The sequence below is a fragment of the Pseudomonas sp. TWI923 genome (assembly GCF_039673365.1).
In the GTDB taxonomy this organism is placed as follows: Bacteria; Pseudomonadota; Gammaproteobacteria; order Pseudomonadales; family Pseudomonadaceae; genus Aquipseudomonas; species Aquipseudomonas sichuanensis.
This window is the reverse complement of the sequence record NZ_JBDJLM010000011.1, coordinates 23,741-41,858: the sequence shown is the minus strand read 5'-3', so window position 1 is coordinate 41,858 and position 18,118 is coordinate 23,741. Positions and strand designations below refer to the sequence as shown.

Here is an 18,118-nt window from a genome sequence, read left to right as displayed (position 1 = left end):
ACATATCCAAAGGACTGCGCATGTTTCTCTCCCGCTGGCTACCGGGCCTGGCCAACCTGCTGCATTACCGTCGCGAGTGGTTCCACGCCGACCTGCAGGCGGGCCTGTCGGTGGCCGCGATCCAGATCCCCATCGCCATCGCCTATGCCCAGATCGTCGGCTTGCCGCCGCAGTACGGCTTGTACGCCTGCGTGTTGCCGATGATGGTCTACGCCTTGATCGGCAGTTCGCGGCAACTGATGGTCGGGCCCGATGCCGCCACTTGCGCGATGATCGGCGGCGCTGTGGCCCCGTTGGCCATGGGCGACCCGCAGCGCATTGCCGAGCTGTCGGTGATCGTCACCGTGCTGGTGGGTGTGATGCTGATCGGCGCCGGGGTGGCGCGCGCCGGCTTCATCGCCAGCTTTTTCTCGCGGCCGATCCTGATCGGCTACCTCAACGGCATCGGCCTCAGCCTGCTCGCCGGGCAACTCTCCAAAGTCGTGGGTTTCAAGATCGAGGGCGACGGTTTCATCCTCAGCTTGATCAACTTCCTGCAGCGGCTGGGCGAGATCCATTGGCTGACGCTGGCGATCGGCCTGGCTGGGCTGGCATTGCTGATCTGGTTGCCGCGGCGCTACCCGCGCCTGCCGGCAGCGCTGGTCACGGTGGTGGTGTTCACGGCCCTGGCCGGGCTGCTCGGCCTGGACCGTTATGGCGTGGCGATCCTTGGCCCGGTACCGGCGGGCATTCCCGAACTGGCCTGGCCACAAAGCAACCTGGCGGAAACCAAGAGCCTCCTGCGTGACGCCCTGGGTATCGCCACCATCAGTTTCTGCAGCGCCATGCTCACCGCCCGCAGTTTTGCCGCCCGGCATGGCTACGCGATCAACGCCAACCATGAATTCGTCGCCCTCGGGGTGAGCAACCTGGCTGCCGGCATTTCCCAGGGCTTCGCCATCAGCGGCGCCGACTCGCGCACTGCGGTCAACGACATGGTCGGCGGCAAGAGCCAGCTGGTGGGCATCATCGCCGCGCTGGTGATTGCCCTGATCCTGCTGTTCTTCACCGCCCCCATGGCCTGGATCCCGCAGGCGGCGCTGGGCGCGGTACTGCTTATGGCCGGCTGGGGGCTGATCGACATCAAGTCGCTCAAGACCATCCGCAAGCTCAGCCGCTTCGAATTCTGGCTGTGCCTGCTGACCACGGTCGGCGTGCTGGGGCTGGGCGTGCTGCCGGGCATCGTGTTTGCCGTGACCCTGGCCATCCTGCGCCTGCTCTACAGCATCTACCAGCCTACCGACGCGGTACTCGGCTGGCTGCCGGGTGTCGAGGGGCAGGTGGACGTGCGCCAGCACAAGGACGCCCGCACCGTGCCAGGCCTGGTGGTGTATCGCTTCGACGACGCGATCCTGTTCTTCAACGCCGACTACTTCAAGATGCGCCTGCTCGACGCCGTGCAGGGGGTGGACAAGCCCCAGGCGGTGCTGTTCGACGCCGAAGCCGTGACCAGTATCGACGTCAGCGGCATCGCCGCCCTGCGCGAGGTGCGCGACACGCTCACCGCCCAGGGCATCCACTTCGCCATCGCCCGCGCCCGCGGCACCTTTCTGCGCATGCTGGTGCGCTCGGGGATGGCGCGGGAAATGGAGGACAAATTGCTGTTTGGCTCGGTGCGAGCGGGGATCAGGGCGTATCGGGTATGGCGGAACAGGACGAGCAGGGAATCCGCCGACAAGTAGAGGAAGGCGCCTACATCGTTGTCAGAGGGGAGCGATGCAGTACCGTGTCGGCGAGAAGGTAGCCTTTCGGGCATTCCACTCTCCGCGCATCGCTGGTGAAAAGTGACTGCGCCAATGGCGTATACCCTGCTATGCTTTTTACCGAAACCGCTGTCTTTACCAAGCGCGCAAAAGAGCTGCTCGACGACGAAACCTACAGGTTGTTGCAGGTTCGTCTTTTGATTTCCCCCGATGCAGGGGATGTCATCGAAGGGACCGGCGGCCTGCGCAAAATCCGCGCCCCAGCGAATGGCCACGGCAAGCGAGGCGGCGCCAGAGTCATCTACTACCACTTCACGGCAAGGTCACATATCACCTTGCTCTGCATCTTTGCGAAGAACGAACAAACGGAGCTATCCGCCGAACAGCGCAAGGCTTTGAAGTCCGTCATCGAAAACTGGAGATACCCATGAGCCGCCTCTTCGACGAACTGATGGAAAGCGTTGTAGAAATGGATGAAATCATCCAGGGCAAACGCCAACCCTCGCGCCAGTTCGAAATCGACGCCCTTCAAGTCCGGGAAATCCGTAAGGCCACCGGTTTGTCACAGGTACGTTTCGCCGAGATGATCGATGTGCAAGTCGCTACGCTGCGTAACTGGGAACAGGGGCGCCGGGAGCCCACGGGGCCTGCCAAAGCGCTGCTACGGGCCATCCACAACGACCCTGATCACGTGCTCAAGGCCTTGTCGCATTGAAAATTGCTGCAGAGCTGCCGCACCGGTCTCTGCGCGCGACATGCCTCGCACAGGTTGCATGACATGCTAAAGTCGCCGCGTTTTGAGCCACGCCCAACGGACCGCCCATGCCCGCACTCGACGCCCACTTGCCCGCCTGGGCCGACCTCAACCAGCGCCACCCCTGCACCGCCCTGTTGCTGGGCAACGGTGCCAGCCGGGCGTTGTGGAAACCGTTCGGCTACTTCTCGCTGTACGAAGAAGCCCAGCGTGCCGGCCGCAAGAAAGGCCTGGCGATCAGTGACCAGGCGCTGTTCAAGTCGCTCGGCACAGAGCTGTTCGAACCGCTGCTGAGCACCCTCAACCACACTGTCCGCGCCAACGCCGCGCTGGCCATCAACTCCACCGCGCCGCTGAACCGCTACTACTCGATCAAGGAAGCGCTGATTCACGCAGTGCGCACCGTGCACCTGCCATGGCCATTGATGCCGGCGGCTACCCTGGCCTCGATCAACCAGGCCTTGCGTGGCTTTCGCAGCGTCTACACCAGCAACTACGACCTGATCCTGCCGTGGGCCATGCAGCATGCGCCACAGGGTTTTGCCACGCTGTTCGACGAGCAGGGCTTCTTCGACGTGCGCCGCACCCGCTGCGAAGGCACCCGGGTGATGCACCTGCATGGCGGCCTGCACCTGCTCAAACTGCCTGACGGCTCCAGCCGCCAGCGCAGCGCCGAGTGCGCCGAATTGCTGGACGGTTTTGCCGTGAACATCCCCGGCGAGGTGCCGTTGTTCGTCAACGAGTTCCGTAGCGAGGAGAAACTGCGCGCGATCCGCAACTCGGATTACCTGTCATGGTGCCTGGGGCAACTGGCCAACGAGGACGAGGGGATTTGCCTGTTCGGCCAGCATCTGGACAGCAGCGATCAGCACCTGCTCGACGCCATTCGCCAGGCGCGGCCGGCGCATCTGCTGATTGCCATCCGGCCGTTGAGCGAGGCATCGGTGCTGAACCAGAAGCAGCATTTCGTCGAGCGGTTCGGTGATCTGAACGGGACGGCGCTGCATTTCTTCGATGCCAGCACGCATCCCCTGGGGCTGGCGGAGTTGGCGATCGAGGTGCCAACAGGACGCCGTTGAAACTGCCCCCAGCGGCACAGCTTCAATCGGCCAAAGCCATTGTCCCTTTGAACACCCGTGCATGGGCGCTTGATACATTGACGGTCATCGCGACCCGAGCCAGATCCAGCATCTGCTGGCCGATGTCGTAACTCCCCCTTGCCTGCAGCCAGGCCAATACATCGGCGAGATGCCAGAGCGAGGTACTGCCTTCATGCATGGGGGCCGGGAAGCTGTGCATGTGCGCCAGCATCAGCTTGCGCATGTTCTGGCGCGACACACCCACGATCTGGGCCACATCGGTCAGCCCGACCAGGTCGGGCGTCGCCTCTATCAGTCGTGCGCCAGGCACTGCGCTGCGAACATCCCTGAGCGCGCTCTCGATCGCCTCCTCGGCACTGGACGACTCCCGTACAAACTCCAGCGACAGGCGACCGGGCTGACCAATCCCGACCAGGGCGTCGTCACAACCCGCTTCGGCCAGGCGCTCGAGGAGTGCATCCATTTCTTCGTCATCGACAAGTTGGTACTTGAGGGTGAACTCGTATTCCATCGTCACTGCTCCTTTCCCGCCTTCACTGCGGTATCCGTATTGCGGGTTCCAGTGCAATTGTCCACCACACGCCTTAGCTGACGCGCGAAATTGCCTGGGTTCTTCGGGGTGCTCCAGATGCTGGTGACGCAAAGCTCCCCGCATCGGCAGTCAGCATCGTTTAAGGGGCAATACATCTTTCCCCAGCAGTGCCCTCCACCCGCAACGATTCTCCATCCATGGAACTCAGCATGCCTCAAGGCCTGCTCGACCTCTTTCTTGGCGTGACTGGGGCGCGGCATCAAATGTTCTCCAGTGTGGTCACTCAATCCATGGTTGTCAAATGACAACCATGGACCATGAATGGCTACCACACTACAGATCTCTCGACACCAATATCGGCCGCCAGACGCGCTCGGGAGGCGTCTTACACACTTTCGGGAATGGCACCCAACAGTTTGTGCTTACCCGGCGATCAATCCATCCGCCTGCAACAACGTCTCCAGGCAATGCTCCTGCACCCCATAAAACGCCTTGAGCTGGGCAATCTTTTCCAGCAGCGCCCCCGCCGGCACTGGCTGTTTGCGCTTCACCGCAAGAATCATCTTGTTCTTGTTGGTGTGCTCCAGCGAGATGAACTCGAAGACCTTGGTCTCGTAGCCGCAAGCCTCGAGGTACAGCGCGCGCAGGCTGTCGGTGAGCATCTCGGCCTGCTGCCCGAGGTGCAGGCCGTACTGCAGCATCGGCTGCAGCAGCCCTGGGCTGTGCAGTTGCGGGCGGATCTGCTTGTGGCAGCACGGCGAGCACATGATGATCGCCGCATTGCAGCGGATGCCCGTGTGGATGGCGTAGTCGGTGGCGATGTCGCAGGCATGCAGGGCGATCATCACTTCGATGGCCTCCGGCACCACGCTGCGCACGTCACCGCACTCGAACACCAGCCCCGGGTGCTCCAGGCGCGCAGCAGCGGCATTGCACAGCTCGACCATGTCCGGGCGCAGCTCGACGCCGGTGACCTGTGCCTCGCGCCCGAGGGTGTTGCGCAGGTAGTCGTGCATGGCGAACGTCAGGTAGCCCTTGCCCGAGCCAAAGTCGGCCACCCGCAAGGCCTGATCAGCCGCCACCGGCGCGCCGGCCAGGGCGTGGTCGAAGACCTCGATGAACTTGTTGATCTGCTTCCACTTGCGCGACATCGACGGGATCAACGCGCCTTGAGCGTCGGTCACCCCAAGGTCGCGCAGGAAGGGCCGCGACAGTTCCAGGTAACGCTTCTTCTCGCGGTCATGCCCAGCTGCCGCCGCTTCCCGGGGTGCCTGCTGGGCCAGGTGACGGCGCAGCATCGGCTTGCCCTTCTTGCTGAACTCCAGTTGCACTTCACCCGCACCGGTGAACAGGTGAGCGTTGCGAAAGCTCTCCGGCAGCAGTTCGGCCACCAGTGCCTGCGCCTGGCCCAATGGCAGGTTGCGGGTGATGTCGCGGGTCTGGTGGCGGTAGACCAGTTGCAGGCAGGCCTCGCCCTTGAGCTGCACCGGTTTGGCGATGATCCGCTGGAGGGTCTGGTCGGCCCCCACGTGACGGGCCAGCACCAGTTTGACCAGGCTGCCATCGGCCAGGGCGTCGCCCAGCAGGCTCAGGAACTGGGCGCGCGCATCCGGCGCGGTGGGGGCGGAAGTAGTGGACGACATGGGGAGCGGGTGCCTCGGAATGCGGGGAGCGCGTTGCGCAATGCCGCGCATTCTACGTCGCTGGCCGCCCATCGCGAAGGTTTTCGCGATGGGCGCGGCTCAATCGAGGATCACCAGGCGGTTGGGCAGCTCGTTGCGCGCATGGGTGGGCGGTACATGCTCGCTGAGCAGTTCGCCGCACGCCTCAATGCAGTCGACGAAGCCTTGCAGGGTATGGCCCTGGCAGACCTGCTCGGTGAACCGCGCAACGATCGCTTCGCGGGCCTGGGCCGGCAGGTGCCGGGCGATCCCTTCATCGACCAGGATCTCGACATGCCGCTCGGCCTCGCTGACAAAGATCAGCACCCCGGTAGCCCCAGCGGTGCGCTGCAGGTTGAGTTCGAGAAATTGCTGCCGGGCAAGCCCGGAAGCACGTCGCCGGCGCAGGAGCGCCGGCACCAGCCAGGCAGCCAGGCGAGGATGGCGCAGCAACAGGCACAGGGCGATAAAGGTGAGCATCTGCGCCAGTAGCAGGCCGTTGAGGCCGATCCCGCCCTGCCAGCGGTGCAACAGCAGCGGGATGATCAGCGCCAGCAGCGCCGCCCAGAGCAGGGGCAGATAGGGGTAGTCGTCGGCGCGGCGCGCCAGCACGGTCACCAGTTCCGCGTCGGTGCGCCGCTCGACGCGTGCGATCGCCTCGGCGATCTGACGCTGTTCGTATTCGGTCATGCCATCGTCTCTTGAGCGTTCTTATCGTTGTTATCCCGGCATCGGGGTGGCGAGAGTGTATCTCAACAAGCGCCTCATATAAGGCATAATCCGCGGCTGCGTCGGATCATGGACGAATGATCCAAAAAATCGCCAGCGGACCTCATAACAACAGGCGTACGAAAGTTCTCGGCCAACCGCCCTACTCAACAACGGAATTGATGATGAAACTGTCTTTGCTGGGCCTGGCCATGGGCCTTGCCAGTCAGGCGGCCCTTGCCGCCCCCTCCGCCCCGCCCCTGCAAGACAAGCAGGCATTCATCGACCATCTGGTCAGCCAGATGACCGAGGCCGAAAAGATCGGCCAACTGCGCCTGATCAGCATCGGCCCCGAAATGCCCCACGAGAAGATCCGCGAAGAGATTGCCGCCGGGCGCATCGGCGGCACCTTCAACTCGCGCACCGCCCCCGAGAACCGGCCGATGCAGGACGCCGCCATGCGCAGCCGCCTGAAGATCCCGATGTTCTTCGCCTACGACACCATCCATGGCGAGCGCACCATCTTCCCGATCGGCCTGGGCCTGGCCGCGACCTGGGACATGGACGCCATCGCCAAGGTCGGCCGCACCTCGGCCATCGAGGCCGCCGCCGACTCGCTGGACATGACCTTCGCGCCGATGGTCGACATCGCCCGCGACCCGCGCTGGGGCCGCACCAGTGAAGGCTTCGGCGAAGACACCTACCTCACCTCGCGGATCGGCCAGGTGATGGTCAAGTCGTTCCAGGGCAAGAGCCCGGCCGAGCCCGACAGCATCATGGCCATCGTCAAGCACTTCGCCCTGTATGGCGCGGTGGAGGGCGGGCGCGACTACAACACGGTCGATATGAGCCTGCCGAAGATGTACAACGAATACCTGCCGCCCTACCGCGCCGCGCTGGACGCCGGTGCGGGGGGGGTGATGGTGGCGCTGAACTCGATCAACGGCGTGCCGGCCACCTCCAACACCTGGCTGATGAACGACCTGCTGCGCAAGGAGTGGGGCTTCAAGGGCGTGACCATCAGCGACCACGGCGCCATCCAGGAACTGATCCGCCATGGCGTGGCCCGCGACGGTCGCGAAGCGGCCAAGCTGGCGATCAAGGCCGGCATCGACATGAGCATGAATGACACCCTGTACGGCGAAGAGCTGCCAGGCCTGCTCAAGTCCGGCGAAGTGACCCAGGGCGAGCTGAACCAGGCGGTGCGCGAAGTGCTCGGCGCCAAGTACGACATGGGCCTGTTCAAGGACCCGTACGTGCGCATCGGCAAGCCTGAGACTGACCTTCAGGATTACTACGCCGACAGCCGCCTGCACCGCGACGCCGCCCGCGACGTGGCACGCCGCAGCCTGGTGCTGCTGGAGAACCGCGAGCAGACCCTGCCGCTTAAGAAGGCCGGCACCATCGCCCTGGTCGGCCCGCTGGCCGACGCCCCCATCGACATGATGGGCAGCTGGGCCGCCGACGGTAAGCCACAGCACTCGGTCACCGTACGCGAAGGCCTGCGCCGCGCCGTCGAGGGCAAGGCCAAGCTGGTCTACGCCAAAGGCTCGAACGTGACCGGCGACAAGGCCATGTTCGACTACCTCAACTTCCTCAACTTCGATGCCCCGGAAATCGTCAACGACCTGCGCCCGGCCGCCGTGCTGATCGACGAAGCGGTCAAGGCCACCCAGCAGGCCGACGTGGTGGTGGCCGTGGTCGGTGAGTCCCGTGGCATGTCCCACGAATCGTCGAGCCGCACCACCCTGGAAATCCCGGCGGTGCAGCGCGACCTGATCAAGGCGCTCAAGGCCACCGGCAAACCGCTGGTGCTGGTGCTGATGAACGGCCGCCCGCTGTCGATCGCCTGGGAACGTGAACAGGCCGATGCGCTGCTCGAAACCTGGTTCAGCGGCACCGAAGGCGGCAACGCCATCGCCGACGTGCTGTTCGGCGACTACAACCCGTCGGGCCGCCTGGCCATCACCTTCCCGCGCTCGGTCGGGCAGATCCCGATGTACTACAACCACCTGCGCATCGGCCGCCCGTACACCCCCGGCAAGCCGGGCAACTACACCTCGCAGTACTTCGAGGAGCCCAACGGCCCGCTGTACCCGTTCGGCTACGGCCTGAGCTACACCAGCTTCGACCTGACCGACCTGACCTTGTCGCGCACCGAACTCAAGCGCGGCGAAACCCTCAAGGCCAAGATCACGGTGAAGAACACCGGTAAACGTGACGGCGAGACCGTGGTCCAGCTGTACCTGCAGGACCAGAGCGCGTCGATGAGCCGCCCGGTGAAAGAACTGAAGAACTTCCAGAAGCTGATGCTCAAGGCCGGTGAAGCACGTACCGTGACCTTCGACATCAGTGAAGAAGACCTGAAGTTCTACAATGGCCAGCTGCAGCGCGTGGCCGAGCCGGGTCAGTTCAATGTGCAGATCGGCCTGGACTCGCAGGCGGTGCAGCAGCAGAGCTTCGAACTGCTCTGACATCTGCGTTGGCTTCTTCGCGGGTGAACCCGCTCCCACAGGCTTCTCGATACCTGTGGGAACGGGTTTACCAGCGAAGAAGCCGGACCTGAAAACCGACACCCCGGATCCGCCCCATGCCCTCTTCCTTCCGCGCCCTGCGTCTGGGGCTGATCATCCTGCTGATCCTGGTCGGCACCGGCCTCAGCGCCGGCTGGGCCATGCACCAGGCCAAGCGCGAGGCCATGCGGGCCGATGCGCAGCGGGCCAGCCAACAGCTGGGCCTGTACGCCAACAACCTGCACACCCTGATCGAGCGTTACCGCGCCCTGCCTGCGGTACTGGCGTTGGACCCGGAACTGATCGACGCCCTGCGCGGCCCGGTCACCGACCCGGTGCAAAATGCCCTGAACCACAAGCTCGAGCGCATCAACGGCGCCGCCAATTCCTCCACCCTGGAGCTGCTCGACCGCACCGGCCTGGCCATCGCGGCCAGCAACTGGCGCCTGCCGACCACCTATGTCGGCTCCAACTACGGCTTTCGCCCCTATTTCAAACAGACCCGCAGCCAGGGCAGCGGCCGCTTCTACGCGGTCGGCGTGACCAGCGGCGTGCCGGGCTATTTCCTGGCCAGCGCGGTCAACGACGAACATGGTCGTTTCCTCGGCGCCATGGTGGTCAAGCTGGAGTTCCCCGAGCTTGAACGCGAGTGGCGCCAGGGCAGCGATATCCTGCTGGTCAGCGACGCCCGTGGCATCACCTTCATCGCCAACCAGGACGGCTGGCGCTACCGCGAACTGCAACCGCTGAGCGGCGCCGACCGCGCCGAACTGGCTGAAACCCGCCAGTACGACAAGCAGCCGCTGGTGCCCCTGCAGCACCAGGCCTTGACCCGCTTCGCCGACAACAGCCACCTGACCCGCGTGCAGGGCCCCGACGGCGCCGCCGAATACCTCTGGGAAAGCCTGCCGCTGGAAGCCGAAGGCTGGACCCTGCACCTGTTGCGCAAGCCACAGGTCGCCGAGGATGGCCGCAACGCCGCCCTGGCCGCCGCCGCGATCTGGCTGACCCTGGTGTTCGCCGCGCTGTTCGTCAGCCAGCGCCTGCGCCTGGCTCGCCTGCGCCAGCGCAGCCGCGAAGAGCTCAAGCGCCAGGTCGAGGAGCGCACCCGCGAACTGCGCACCGCCCAGGAAGGCCTGGTGCAATCGGCCAAGCTGGCGGCGCTGGGGCAGATGTCCGCCGCCCTGGCCCACGAAATCAACCAGCCGCTGACCACCCAGCGCATGCAGCTGGAAACCCTGCGCCTGCTGCTCGACCATGGCCGTTACGACCAGGCGCGCCAGGCCCTGGAGCCGCTGGAGCAGATGCTCACGCGCATGGCCGCGCTCACCGGCCACCTGAAGACCTTCGCCCGCAACAGCCCCGGCGGGCTGCGCGAGCGCCTGGACCTGGCCACGGTGGTCGACCAGGCGCTGCACCTGCTCGATGCGCGCATCCACGCCGAAGCGGTGGACGTAGCGCTGTACCTCGCCCGCCCGGCCTGGGTCCGCGGCGATGCGATCCGCCTTGAGCAGGTGCTGATCAACCTGCTGCGCAACGCCCTCGACGCCATGGCCGACAAGCGCTACAAACGCCTGGAGATCCGCATCGAGCTCGACGACGGCCAGTGGCGCCTGAGCGTGCTCGACTCCGGTGGCGGCATCGAGCCGGCCGACCTGGCCAAGGTGTTCGACCCGTTCTTCACCACCAAGCCGGTGGGTGAAGGGTTGGGCCTGGGCCTGGCGATTTCCTATGGCATCGTGGTCGATGCCGGCGGCTGCCTGCAGGTCGAAAACCTGCCGGGCGGCGCGCGTTTCAGCCTGACGCTACCCCGTGACCTGGAGCCGGTATGTTGAATTCAGTGATCGTCGTCGATGACGAAGCCAGTATCCGCACCGCCGTGGAACAGTGGTTGAGCCTGTCGGGCTTCAGCGTGCAACTGTTCGCCCGTGGCGAGGATTGCCTGGCGCAGCTGCCGCGCAACTTCCCCGGGGTGATCCTCAGCGACGTGCGCATGCCCGGGCTTTCCGGCATGCAACTGCTCGAACGGCTGCAACAGGATGACCCCGACCTGCCCGTGATCCTGCTCACCGGCCATGGTGATGTGCCGATGGCGGTGGAGGCGATGCGCAACGGCGCCTACGACTTCCTGGAAAAACCCTTCACCCCGCAGCACCTGCTGGGCAGCCTCGGCCGCGCCCTGGAAAAGCGCCGGCTGGTACTGGAAAACCGTCGCCTGCATGAGCAGGCCGACCTCAAGGCGCAGCTCGAAACCAGCCTGCTCGGCATGTCCCAGGGGCTGCAACAGTTGCGCCGGCAGGTGCTGGACCTGGCCAGCCTGCCGGTGAACGTGCTGATCCGTGGCGAGACCGGCAGCGGCAAGGAGCGGGTGGCGCGCTGCCTGCACGATTTTGGCCCGCGCGCAGGCAAGCCCTTCGTCGCGCTCAATTGCGCGGCGATCCCCGAAACCCTGTTCGAAGCCGAGCTGTTCGGCCATGAGAGCGGCGCGTTCACCGGCGCCCAGGGCAAACGCATCGGCAAGCTGGAGTACGCCAACGGCGGCACCGTGTTTCTCGACGAAATCGAAAGCATGCCGTTGGCCCAGCAAGCCAAGCTGCTGCGGGTGATCCAGGAACAGAAGCTCGAACGCCTGGGGGCCAACCAGAGCATCGCCGTCGATCTGCGCATCATTGCCGCGACCAAGCCGGACCTGCTGGAAGAGGCCCGTGCCGGGCGCTTTCGCGAAGACCTGGCGTACCGCCTCAACGTTGCCGAGCTGCGCCTGGCACCGCTGCGCGAGCGGCGTGAAGACATCCCGCTGCTGTTCGAACACTTCGCCCGCACGGCCGCCGAACGCCTGGGCCGCCATGCCCCACCGGTCAGTGGAGGGCGATTGGCGCAACTGCTGGCCCACGACTGGCCGGGCAATGTGCGTGAGCTGGCCAATGCTGCCGAGCGTCATGCCCTGGGGCTGGATTCGCCGAACCTTGAGAGCCTGCCAGGCGGGCAGTCGCTGGGCGAACAGATGGAGGCCTTCGAAGCCCAATGCCTGCGCGCTGCGCTGCGCCAGCACAAGGGCGAGATCAAAGGGGTGATGGAGGCGTTGCAGCTGCCACGGCGTACGCTGAACGAGAAGATGCAGCGCCATGGACTGGTGCGTGAGGATTTTCTCGGCAGCGAATGAGCGGATTTCCGCTTATCGAATCAGGCGGATGAGCGGAAGTTCGCTTATCACCTGTCGAATTGCCGGGGCTGCTTCGCAGCCCATCGCGACACCAGGCCGCTCCTACAGGGATCGCGGGAACCCAAGCACTGCAAGGCCTGTAGGAGCGGCCTTGTGTCGCGACGGGGCGTAACGCGCCCCCGAATGGATCACCCCGCACCCATTTGGCACAGCTCCTGCAAAACCCTTCTCAAGCTGCGCCCCGAGCGCGCTCCACAAAAACAACGAGAAGGTATCCCTGATGGATAACGCCAGCACCCTGCCCAGCGGGGCGGCCGCCGCGCCCGCCGCGGAAAAAACCACCGCCAGCCGCCTCAAATCGATCTTCAGTGGTTCCATCGGCAACATGGTCGAATGGTACGACTGGTACGTCTACGCCGCGTTCTCGCTGTACTTCGCCAAAGCGTTCTTCCCCGCCGGCGACACCACCGCACAACTGCTCAATACCGCTGCGATCTTCGCCGTGGGCTTCCTGATGCGCCCGATCGGTGGCTGGCTTATGGGCCTCTACGCCGACCGCAAAGGCCGCAAGGCCGCGCTGATGGCCTCGGTGCTGCTGATGTGCGCCGGCTCCCTGGTCATTGCCCTCACCCCTGGCTACGAGACCATCGGCGTTGCCGCACCGGTTCTGCTGGTGGTCGCGCGCCTGATGCAAGGCCTGTCGGTGGGCGGTGAGTACGGCACCTCGGCCACCTACCTGAGCGAGATGGCCAGCAAGGAACGCCGTGGCTTCTTCTCCAGCTTCCAGTACGTGACCCTGATTTCCGGCCAGCTCATCGCCCTGGCGGTGCTGATCATCCTGCAGCAGACCCTCACCACCGAGCAGCTGTATGCCTGGGGCTGGCGTGTACCCTTCGTGATCGGCGCGCTGTGCGCGGTGGTTGCCCTGTACCTGCGCCGTGGCATGGAAGAAACCGCCTCCTTCACCAAGAAAGAGAAGTCCAAAGAGAGCCTGATGCGCACCCTGATGCGCCACCCCAAAGAGCTGATGACCGTGGTCGGCCTGACCATGGGCGGCACCCTGGCCTTCTACACCTACACCACCTACATGCAGAAGTACCTGGTCAACACCGTGGGCATGAGCATCAGCGACTCGACCACCATCTCGGCGGCCACGCTGTTCCTGTTCATGTGCCTGCAGCCGATCATCGGCGGGCTTTCCGACAAGATCGGCCGTCGCCCGATCCTGATCGCCTTCGGCGTGCTCGGCACCCTGTTCACCGTGCCGATCCTCAGCACCCTGCACACCGTGCAGACTTGGTGGGGCGCGTTCTTCCTGATCATGGCCGCGCTGATCATCGTCAGCGGCTATACCTCGATCAACGCCGTGGTCAAAGCCGAGCTGTTCCCCACCGAAATCCGCGCCCTGGGCGTCGGCCTGCCGTACGCGCTGACCGTATCGATCTTCGGCGGTACTGCCGAGTACGTAGCCCTGTGGTTCAAGAGCAACGGCATGGAAACCGGCTTCTACTGGTACGTCACCGGCTGCATCGCCTGCTCGCTGCTGGTATACGCAACCATGAAAGACACCAAGCAGCACTCGCGGATCACCACTGACTGATTGGCTGCACCGCAATGAACAAGGGGCGCTCCGGCTGACGGGGCGCCCCTTTTTATTGGCTGTGATTTGAGCCTGAGCCGAATAGCGGGCTTATTCGGCTCACGCAATGAGCCGAATATCTGTCACTCAGGACATCTCCATCGCCCGCTGCGGCTCACGACGCTGGTAGTAGGTGGCCGCCAGCACCAGCACCAGCAGCACCCCGCCCAGCACCATCGACGAACCCACGGTACCGAAGTCCAGCCCGCCCTTCTCGTGGGTCTTGGTCAGCACGTCGCCCAGGGTCGCACCGAATGGGCGAGTGAGCACGAAGGCGATCCAGAACAGCACCACGCCGGAGATCTTGGTCCAGTAGCGGGCAGCCGCCACCACGGCGATTGCCGAACCGATCAGCAGCGCACCGCCGGCGAAGCCCAGCCCCGAATCGTCGGCCAGGTAGTCGCCCAGCGCGGTGCCGAGGGTGTTGGAGAACAGGATCGCCACCCAGTAGAACAGCTCACCGCTGCGGTTCTTGATACGGGTGACATCCAGCGGGTTGCCGCTCAGGCGCCACACCGCAAAGGTCAGCAGCAGGATGCCGATCAGCAGCGCCGAGCCTGTTGCATAACCCAGCCCCAGGGTGCGGTCCATGAAGTCGGACATGGTGGTGCCGGCAGTGCTGGTGGAGAGGATCACCAGCCAATAGAGCATCGGGTTGTAGCGGCGCGAGTAGAGCTGGGTGACCAGGGTCAGCAGAAACACGCTGATCAGCAACAGCGAGCTCATCGCATAACCAATGTTCAGGGTCATGGACAGCAGGTCGCCCGCCGTCTCGCCGAGTGTGGTAGCGCAGATCTTCATGACCCAGAAGGCCAGGGTGATTTGCGGGAGTTTGTTCATCGTTGTGCCGCTCCAGTTTTTAAGTGCGGCGATGGTGAAGAGCGCTGTCTGAAAAAACGGTTGGAGTTGTATGAAAAAAGCGTTGGTCGCGTACGACGAACGCTCGTGAGCTGTTAATTCGGCATTAATTCCCACCCGCCATGCTTGGCCAACTGAAAAAGCCGCATCGTTCCCATGGCCTGACAAGGCCAGGTACTACTTTCGGCGAGGGGCAGCCACGCCCATAACAATCGATTTAATCGATTATTTAGCGTTATTTTTTGCGCTTTTTAATCAATTTAATCGGCGTAGCATTGAACCCATAGAAACAAACAACCCACTGATCCACCGGAGCAACGACCATGAAAAACAAACTGATCCTCGCCCTGACCCTCTCGGTTCTGACCACTGGCGCTTTCGCCGAAGACGGTTTCGACCGTACCAGTGCCCACACCTTCGCCGCCGTCCAGAGCCAGTTGAACAGCTACGCAGAAGATGGTTCTGATCGCACCGGTGGCCAACGCTTCGCTGAAGACGGCTTTGACCGCACCAACGGCCAACGCTTCGCCGAAGACGGCTTCGACCGCACCAATGGCCAACGCTTTGCCGAAGATGGCTTCGACCGCACCAATGGCCAACGCTTCGCTGAAGACGGCTTCGACCGCACCAATGGCCAACGCTTCGCCGAAGACGGCTTCGACCGCACCCATGGCCAACGCTTCGCCGAAGACGGCTTCGACCGCACCAACGGCCAACGCTTCGCCGAAAACGGCTTCGACCGCACCAACGCCCACCGCTTCAGCTGATCGCTGGCAGCGTGCAACCAGCCCGGCTTCGGCCGGGCTTGATCATTTCCAGCCAGGCAAAGCCTTGGCACACTAGGCGCCTCGTTCCCAACCAGGAAGGGCCTCCCGGCCTAGCGCAGATGTACTACTACGAACCCGCCAAAGGCCACGGCCTGCCCCACGACCCGTTCAACGCCATCGTCGGCCCCCGGCCCATCGGCTGGATCTCCAGCCACGACCGCGAAGGCCGCCTTAACCTGGCGCCCTACAGTTTCTTCAACGCCTTCAACTACATCCCGCCGATCATCGGTTTCTGCAGCGTCGGGCGCAAAGACAGCCTGAACAACATCGAGCAGACCGGCGAGTTCGTCTGGAACCTGGCCACCCGGCCATTGGCCGAACAAATGAACCAGAGCTGCGCCGCCGTGGCGGCGGAGGTCGACGAGTTCGTCCTCAGCGGCCTTACGCCAGCTGCCTCGAAGGTGGTCAAGGTGCCACGGGTGGGCGAGAGCCCGGTGAGTTTCGAATGCAAGGTGAGCCAGATCATCCAGCTCAAGCGGGCCGACCAGGAAATGGTGCCCAGTTGGCTGATTCTTGGCGAAGTGGTGGCCGTGCACATTGCCGAACACCTGCTCAAGGATGGCATCTACGACACCGCTGCCGCCGAACCGATCCTGCGTGGCGGCGGCCCGGCGGATTACTTCGCATTGGGCGAGCTGTTCAAGATGAGCCGCCCGCAGGTCTGATCAGAAGATCAGTTCGCCTTCCTCACCCACGCCCTGCAGGCGTTCGAGTTCGGCGCAGGCAGCCGCGTCGGCGGCGATGGCGGAGGTGAACACCTGGCCCTCGAGGACCTTGTGGAAGCGCGGCGCACCGCCCATGTTCAGGGCCTTCACGGCAATCGCCGCGTTGTAGCCGCCGCCTTCCACCGGGACCATCGCCGAAACCGCTTCGAAGTGAGGGAATTCTTTACGTGCCATGCTGCTCTGCGCCTGTGTGATCGAGGGGCGGCATTGTACACCGACCGGGTTGCCTGTTCCGGCCCCATCGCCGGCAAGCCGGCTCCCACAAGCGTTGGAACTGTAGGAGCGGCCTTGTGCCGCGAAAGGGCTGCAGAGCAGCCCCAGCGTTACCACATAGATTGCCGGGGCCGCTGCGCAGCCCTTTCGCGGCACAAGGCCGCTCCTACAGGGAATGTGCAAGTCCACAGGATATGGGGGGGGGCGCAATCGGGCCGCAAGATCAGGCAAAGGTATGCAGGTCCAGGCTGCTGACCACTTGCGCCTGCACCAGCTCACCGAACACGTTCAGCGTCGGCGAAGCGAAATAGCCACTCATCGCCTGCTGGTCGCACCAGCTGCCGCTGAGCAGCCACAGGTCGGCATCGACTTGCGAGCGTTGCACACTGAACGCCAGGCAACCCGGCGCGCGCCGCGTAGGCTCGAGCAAGTCGCGCAGGCGTACGCCGAGTTCCGCGGAACGACCGTTGCTGGCGCGGATGAACGCCAAATGAGTGACCGGTTGCTGAAGGGTCATGAACGATCTCCTTGAAGCCAGGGGCGAGAAACAGGCTGCCAAGGTTAGGGGCCCCCCCTCGCGCGACGTTAGGCCATTACTGCCGGCCGATTGCCTGATCCTGCAGCGCTGCAGGATCAGGCAATCGATCTGCAGCATCCGACTAGCGCCCGGCATTGCCCAAACCTATGCTGCGTCGGTCAGCAGAGGAAACCCGCCATGACCACTCCCCCGCCCCTTGAACCCTCCCTGGAACAGCAGCGCCAGGAGCTGGCCGGGCTGATCCTGCGCCATGCCGGTGAACCCTATGGCCCGGCCTCGCCCATCGATGACCTCTACCTCACCTGCTACCGCGAGGATATTCGCGGCATGCCCGCACTGGCCCAGCCGGCCCTGTGCGTCCTGGCCCAAGGCAGCAAGACCCTGATCCTGGGCGATGAGCACTATGCCTACGACCCACTGAACTACATGGTGGTGTCGGTGACCCTGCCGATCAGCGGCGCGCTGCTCAAGGCCAGCCCGGAACACCCGGCCCTCGGCCTGCGCCTGGACATCGACCCGGCGCAGATCAGCCAGCTGATCGCCGAAAGCAGCCCGATGGTGGTGCCCAACTTGCCTTCCGGCCGCGGCCTGTTCGTCGAAAAAAGCGACCCGCAGCTGCTGGATGCCCTGCTGCGCCTGATCCGCCTGCTGGATACGCCGCGCGATATCCCGATCCTCGCGCCGCTGATCCGCCGCGAGATTCTCTACCGCCTGCTGCGCGGGCCGCAGGGCCACCGCCTGTACGAGATCGCCCTGTCCAACAGCCAGACTCACCGGGTGTGCCAGGCGATCAGCTGGCTCAACCAGCATTACCAGCAACCGCTGCGCATCGAAGACCTGGCACGCGAAGTGAACCTCAGCACCTCGACCCTGCATCACCGCTTCAAGGCGGTGACTTCGATGAGCCCGTTGCAGTACCAGAAACAGTTGCGCCTGCAAGAGGCGCGGCGGCTGATGCTCAATGACGGGCTGGAAGCGGCGGTGGCGGGGTATCGGGTGGGGTATGAGAGCCCATCGCAGTTCAGCCGTGAATACAGCCGGCTGTATGGCGCGCCGCCGATCAGAGATGTGGCGCGGTTGCGTGCCAGCGCTGGCTGAGTGAACACATCGCGGGGCAAGCCCGCTCCCACGATCTGAATGGTTCC

The 18,118-nt window shown here is 64.2% G+C and carries 18 protein-coding genes; 11 read left to right on the top strand and 7 right to left on the bottom strand.

The genetic code is table 11. The features are described from left to right. Positions 1 to 20 precede the first annotated feature (20 nt). The 4 genes from ABE459_RS07460 (at position 21) to ABE459_RS07445 (ending at position 3,575) form a co-directional block, all read left to right on the top strand. Positions 21 to 1,721, top strand: a complete 1,701-nt coding sequence (locus ABE459_RS07460; RefSeq protein ID WP_125462794.1) for a SulP family inorganic anion transporter — start codon at positions 21 to 23, stop codon at positions 1,719 to 1,721. Between the two features lie 131 nt (positions 1,722 to 1,852). Next, positions 1,853 to 2,173, top strand: coding sequence for a type II toxin-antitoxin system RelE/ParE family toxin (locus ABE459_RS07455; RefSeq protein ID WP_323831376.1), 321 nt, complete (start codon positions 1,853 to 1,855; stop codon positions 2,171 to 2,173). Beyond that, positions 2,170 to 2,457 carry a NadS family protein gene (gene nadS / locus ABE459_RS07450; RefSeq protein WP_125462792.1) on the top strand — a complete coding sequence of 96 codons (288 nt, stop codon included), beginning with the start codon at positions 2,170 to 2,172 and terminating at the stop codon, positions 2,455 to 2,457. The genes ABE459_RS07455 and nadS overlap by 4 nt, the downstream gene beginning before the upstream one ends. A 107-nt stretch (positions 2,458 to 2,564) precedes the next feature. Continuing rightward, the gene (locus tag ABE459_RS07445) at positions 2,565 to 3,575 is read left to right on the top strand and encodes a DUF4917 family protein (protein WP_125462791.1); all 1,011 of its coding nucleotides are present in this window, start codon (positions 2,565 to 2,567) and stop codon (positions 3,573 to 3,575) included. Between the two features lie 22 nt (positions 3,576 to 3,597). On the opposite strand, the gene ABE459_RS07440 is transcribed toward ABE459_RS07445, so the two are convergent. The 4 genes from ABE459_RS07440 to ABE459_RS07425 form a co-directional block, all read right to left on the bottom strand. Then, positions 3,598 to 4,107 (bottom strand): DNA-binding protein, encoded by a 510-nt coding sequence (locus ABE459_RS07440; RefSeq protein ID WP_125462790.1) that lies wholly within the window; start codon positions 4,105 to 4,107, stop codon positions 3,598 to 3,600. Positions 4,108 to 4,109: 2 nt separating this feature from the next. Continuing rightward, positions 4,110 to 4,388 carry a hypothetical protein gene (locus tag ABE459_RS07435; RefSeq protein WP_125462789.1) on the bottom strand — a complete coding sequence of 93 codons (279 nt, stop codon included), beginning with the start codon at positions 4,386 to 4,388 and terminating at the stop codon, positions 4,110 to 4,112. Positions 4,389 to 4,550: 162 nt separating this feature from the next. Further along, positions 4,551 to 5,771 carry an SAM-dependent methyltransferase gene (locus tag ABE459_RS07430; protein WP_258705788.1) on the bottom strand — a complete coding sequence of 407 codons (1,221 nt, stop codon included), beginning with the start codon at positions 5,769 to 5,771 and terminating at the stop codon, positions 4,551 to 4,553. Positions 5,772 to 5,870: 99 nt separating this feature from the next. After that, complete coding sequence (locus ABE459_RS07425) at positions 5,871 to 6,479, bottom strand: hypothetical protein (protein WP_323831380.1); 609 nt, start codon at positions 6,477 to 6,479, stop codon at positions 5,871 to 5,873. A 200-nt stretch (positions 6,480 to 6,679) separates the two neighbouring features. Between ABE459_RS07425 and bglX the strand changes: the two genes are divergently transcribed. From bglX to ABE459_RS07405, 4 genes are all read left to right on the top strand, one after another. Beyond that, positions 6,680 to 8,971 carry a beta-glucosidase BglX gene (bglX, locus tag ABE459_RS07420; RefSeq protein WP_323831382.1) on the top strand — a complete coding sequence of 764 codons (2,292 nt, stop codon included), beginning with the start codon at positions 6,680 to 6,682 and terminating at the stop codon, positions 8,969 to 8,971. 116 nt (positions 8,972 to 9,087) lie between these two features. Next, a complete protein-coding gene (locus ABE459_RS07415; RefSeq protein ID WP_125462786.1) occupies positions 9,088 to 10,845 on the top strand; it encodes an ATP-binding protein in 1,758 nt (585 codons plus the stop codon). Continuing rightward, positions 10,839 to 12,173: a sigma-54 dependent transcriptional regulator gene (locus ABE459_RS07410; protein WP_258705786.1), complete on the top strand. Its 1,335-nt coding sequence runs from the start codon at positions 10,839 to 10,841 to the stop codon at positions 12,171 to 12,173. Before ABE459_RS07415 ends, ABE459_RS07410 begins: the two co-directional genes overlap by 7 nt. A gap of 280 nt (positions 12,174 to 12,453) precedes the next feature. Continuing rightward, positions 12,454 to 13,773: an MFS transporter gene (locus ABE459_RS07405; RefSeq protein ID WP_110993756.1), complete on the top strand. Its 1,320-nt coding sequence runs from the start codon at positions 12,454 to 12,456 to the stop codon at positions 13,771 to 13,773. A gap of 126 nt (positions 13,774 to 13,899) precedes the next feature. On the opposite strand, the gene ABE459_RS07400 is transcribed toward ABE459_RS07405, so the two are convergent. Next, entirely contained in the window at positions 13,900 to 14,652 is a 753-nt protein-coding gene (locus ABE459_RS07400) for a hypothetical protein (protein ID WP_125462784.1), read from the bottom strand. A gap of 341 nt (positions 14,653 to 14,993) precedes the next feature. On the opposite strand from ABE459_RS07400, the gene ABE459_RS07395 reads away from it, so the two are divergent. Further along, complete coding sequence (locus ABE459_RS07395) at positions 14,994 to 15,437, top strand: heme utilization protein (RefSeq protein ID WP_323831386.1); 444 nt, start codon at positions 14,994 to 14,996, stop codon at positions 15,435 to 15,437. Positions 15,438 to 15,556: 119 nt separating this feature from the next. Continuing rightward, entirely contained in the window at positions 15,557 to 16,162 is a 606-nt protein-coding gene (locus ABE459_RS07390) for a flavin reductase family protein (RefSeq protein ID WP_323831388.1), read from the top strand. Here the strand turns inward: ABE459_RS07390 and ABE459_RS07385 are convergent, their stop codons facing one another. Together ABE459_RS07385 and ABE459_RS07380 are read right to left on the bottom strand one after the other, a co-directional pair. Next, a complete protein-coding gene (locus tag ABE459_RS07385; RefSeq protein ID WP_110993798.1) occupies positions 16,163 to 16,396 on the bottom strand; it encodes a hypothetical protein in 234 nt (77 codons plus the stop codon). It abuts the gene before it with no gap. 262 nt (positions 16,397 to 16,658) lie between these two features. After that, entirely contained in the window at positions 16,659 to 16,952 is a 294-nt protein-coding gene (locus ABE459_RS07380; protein WP_110993751.1) for an antibiotic biosynthesis monooxygenase family protein, read from the bottom strand. 198 nt (positions 16,953 to 17,150) lie between these two features. Between ABE459_RS07380 and ABE459_RS07375 the strand changes: the two genes are divergently transcribed. After that, positions 17,151 to 18,071, top strand: coding sequence for an AraC family transcriptional regulator (locus tag ABE459_RS07375; protein ID WP_110993750.1), 921 nt, complete (start codon positions 17,151 to 17,153; stop codon positions 18,069 to 18,071). Positions 18,072 to 18,118: the final 47 nt, after the last annotated feature.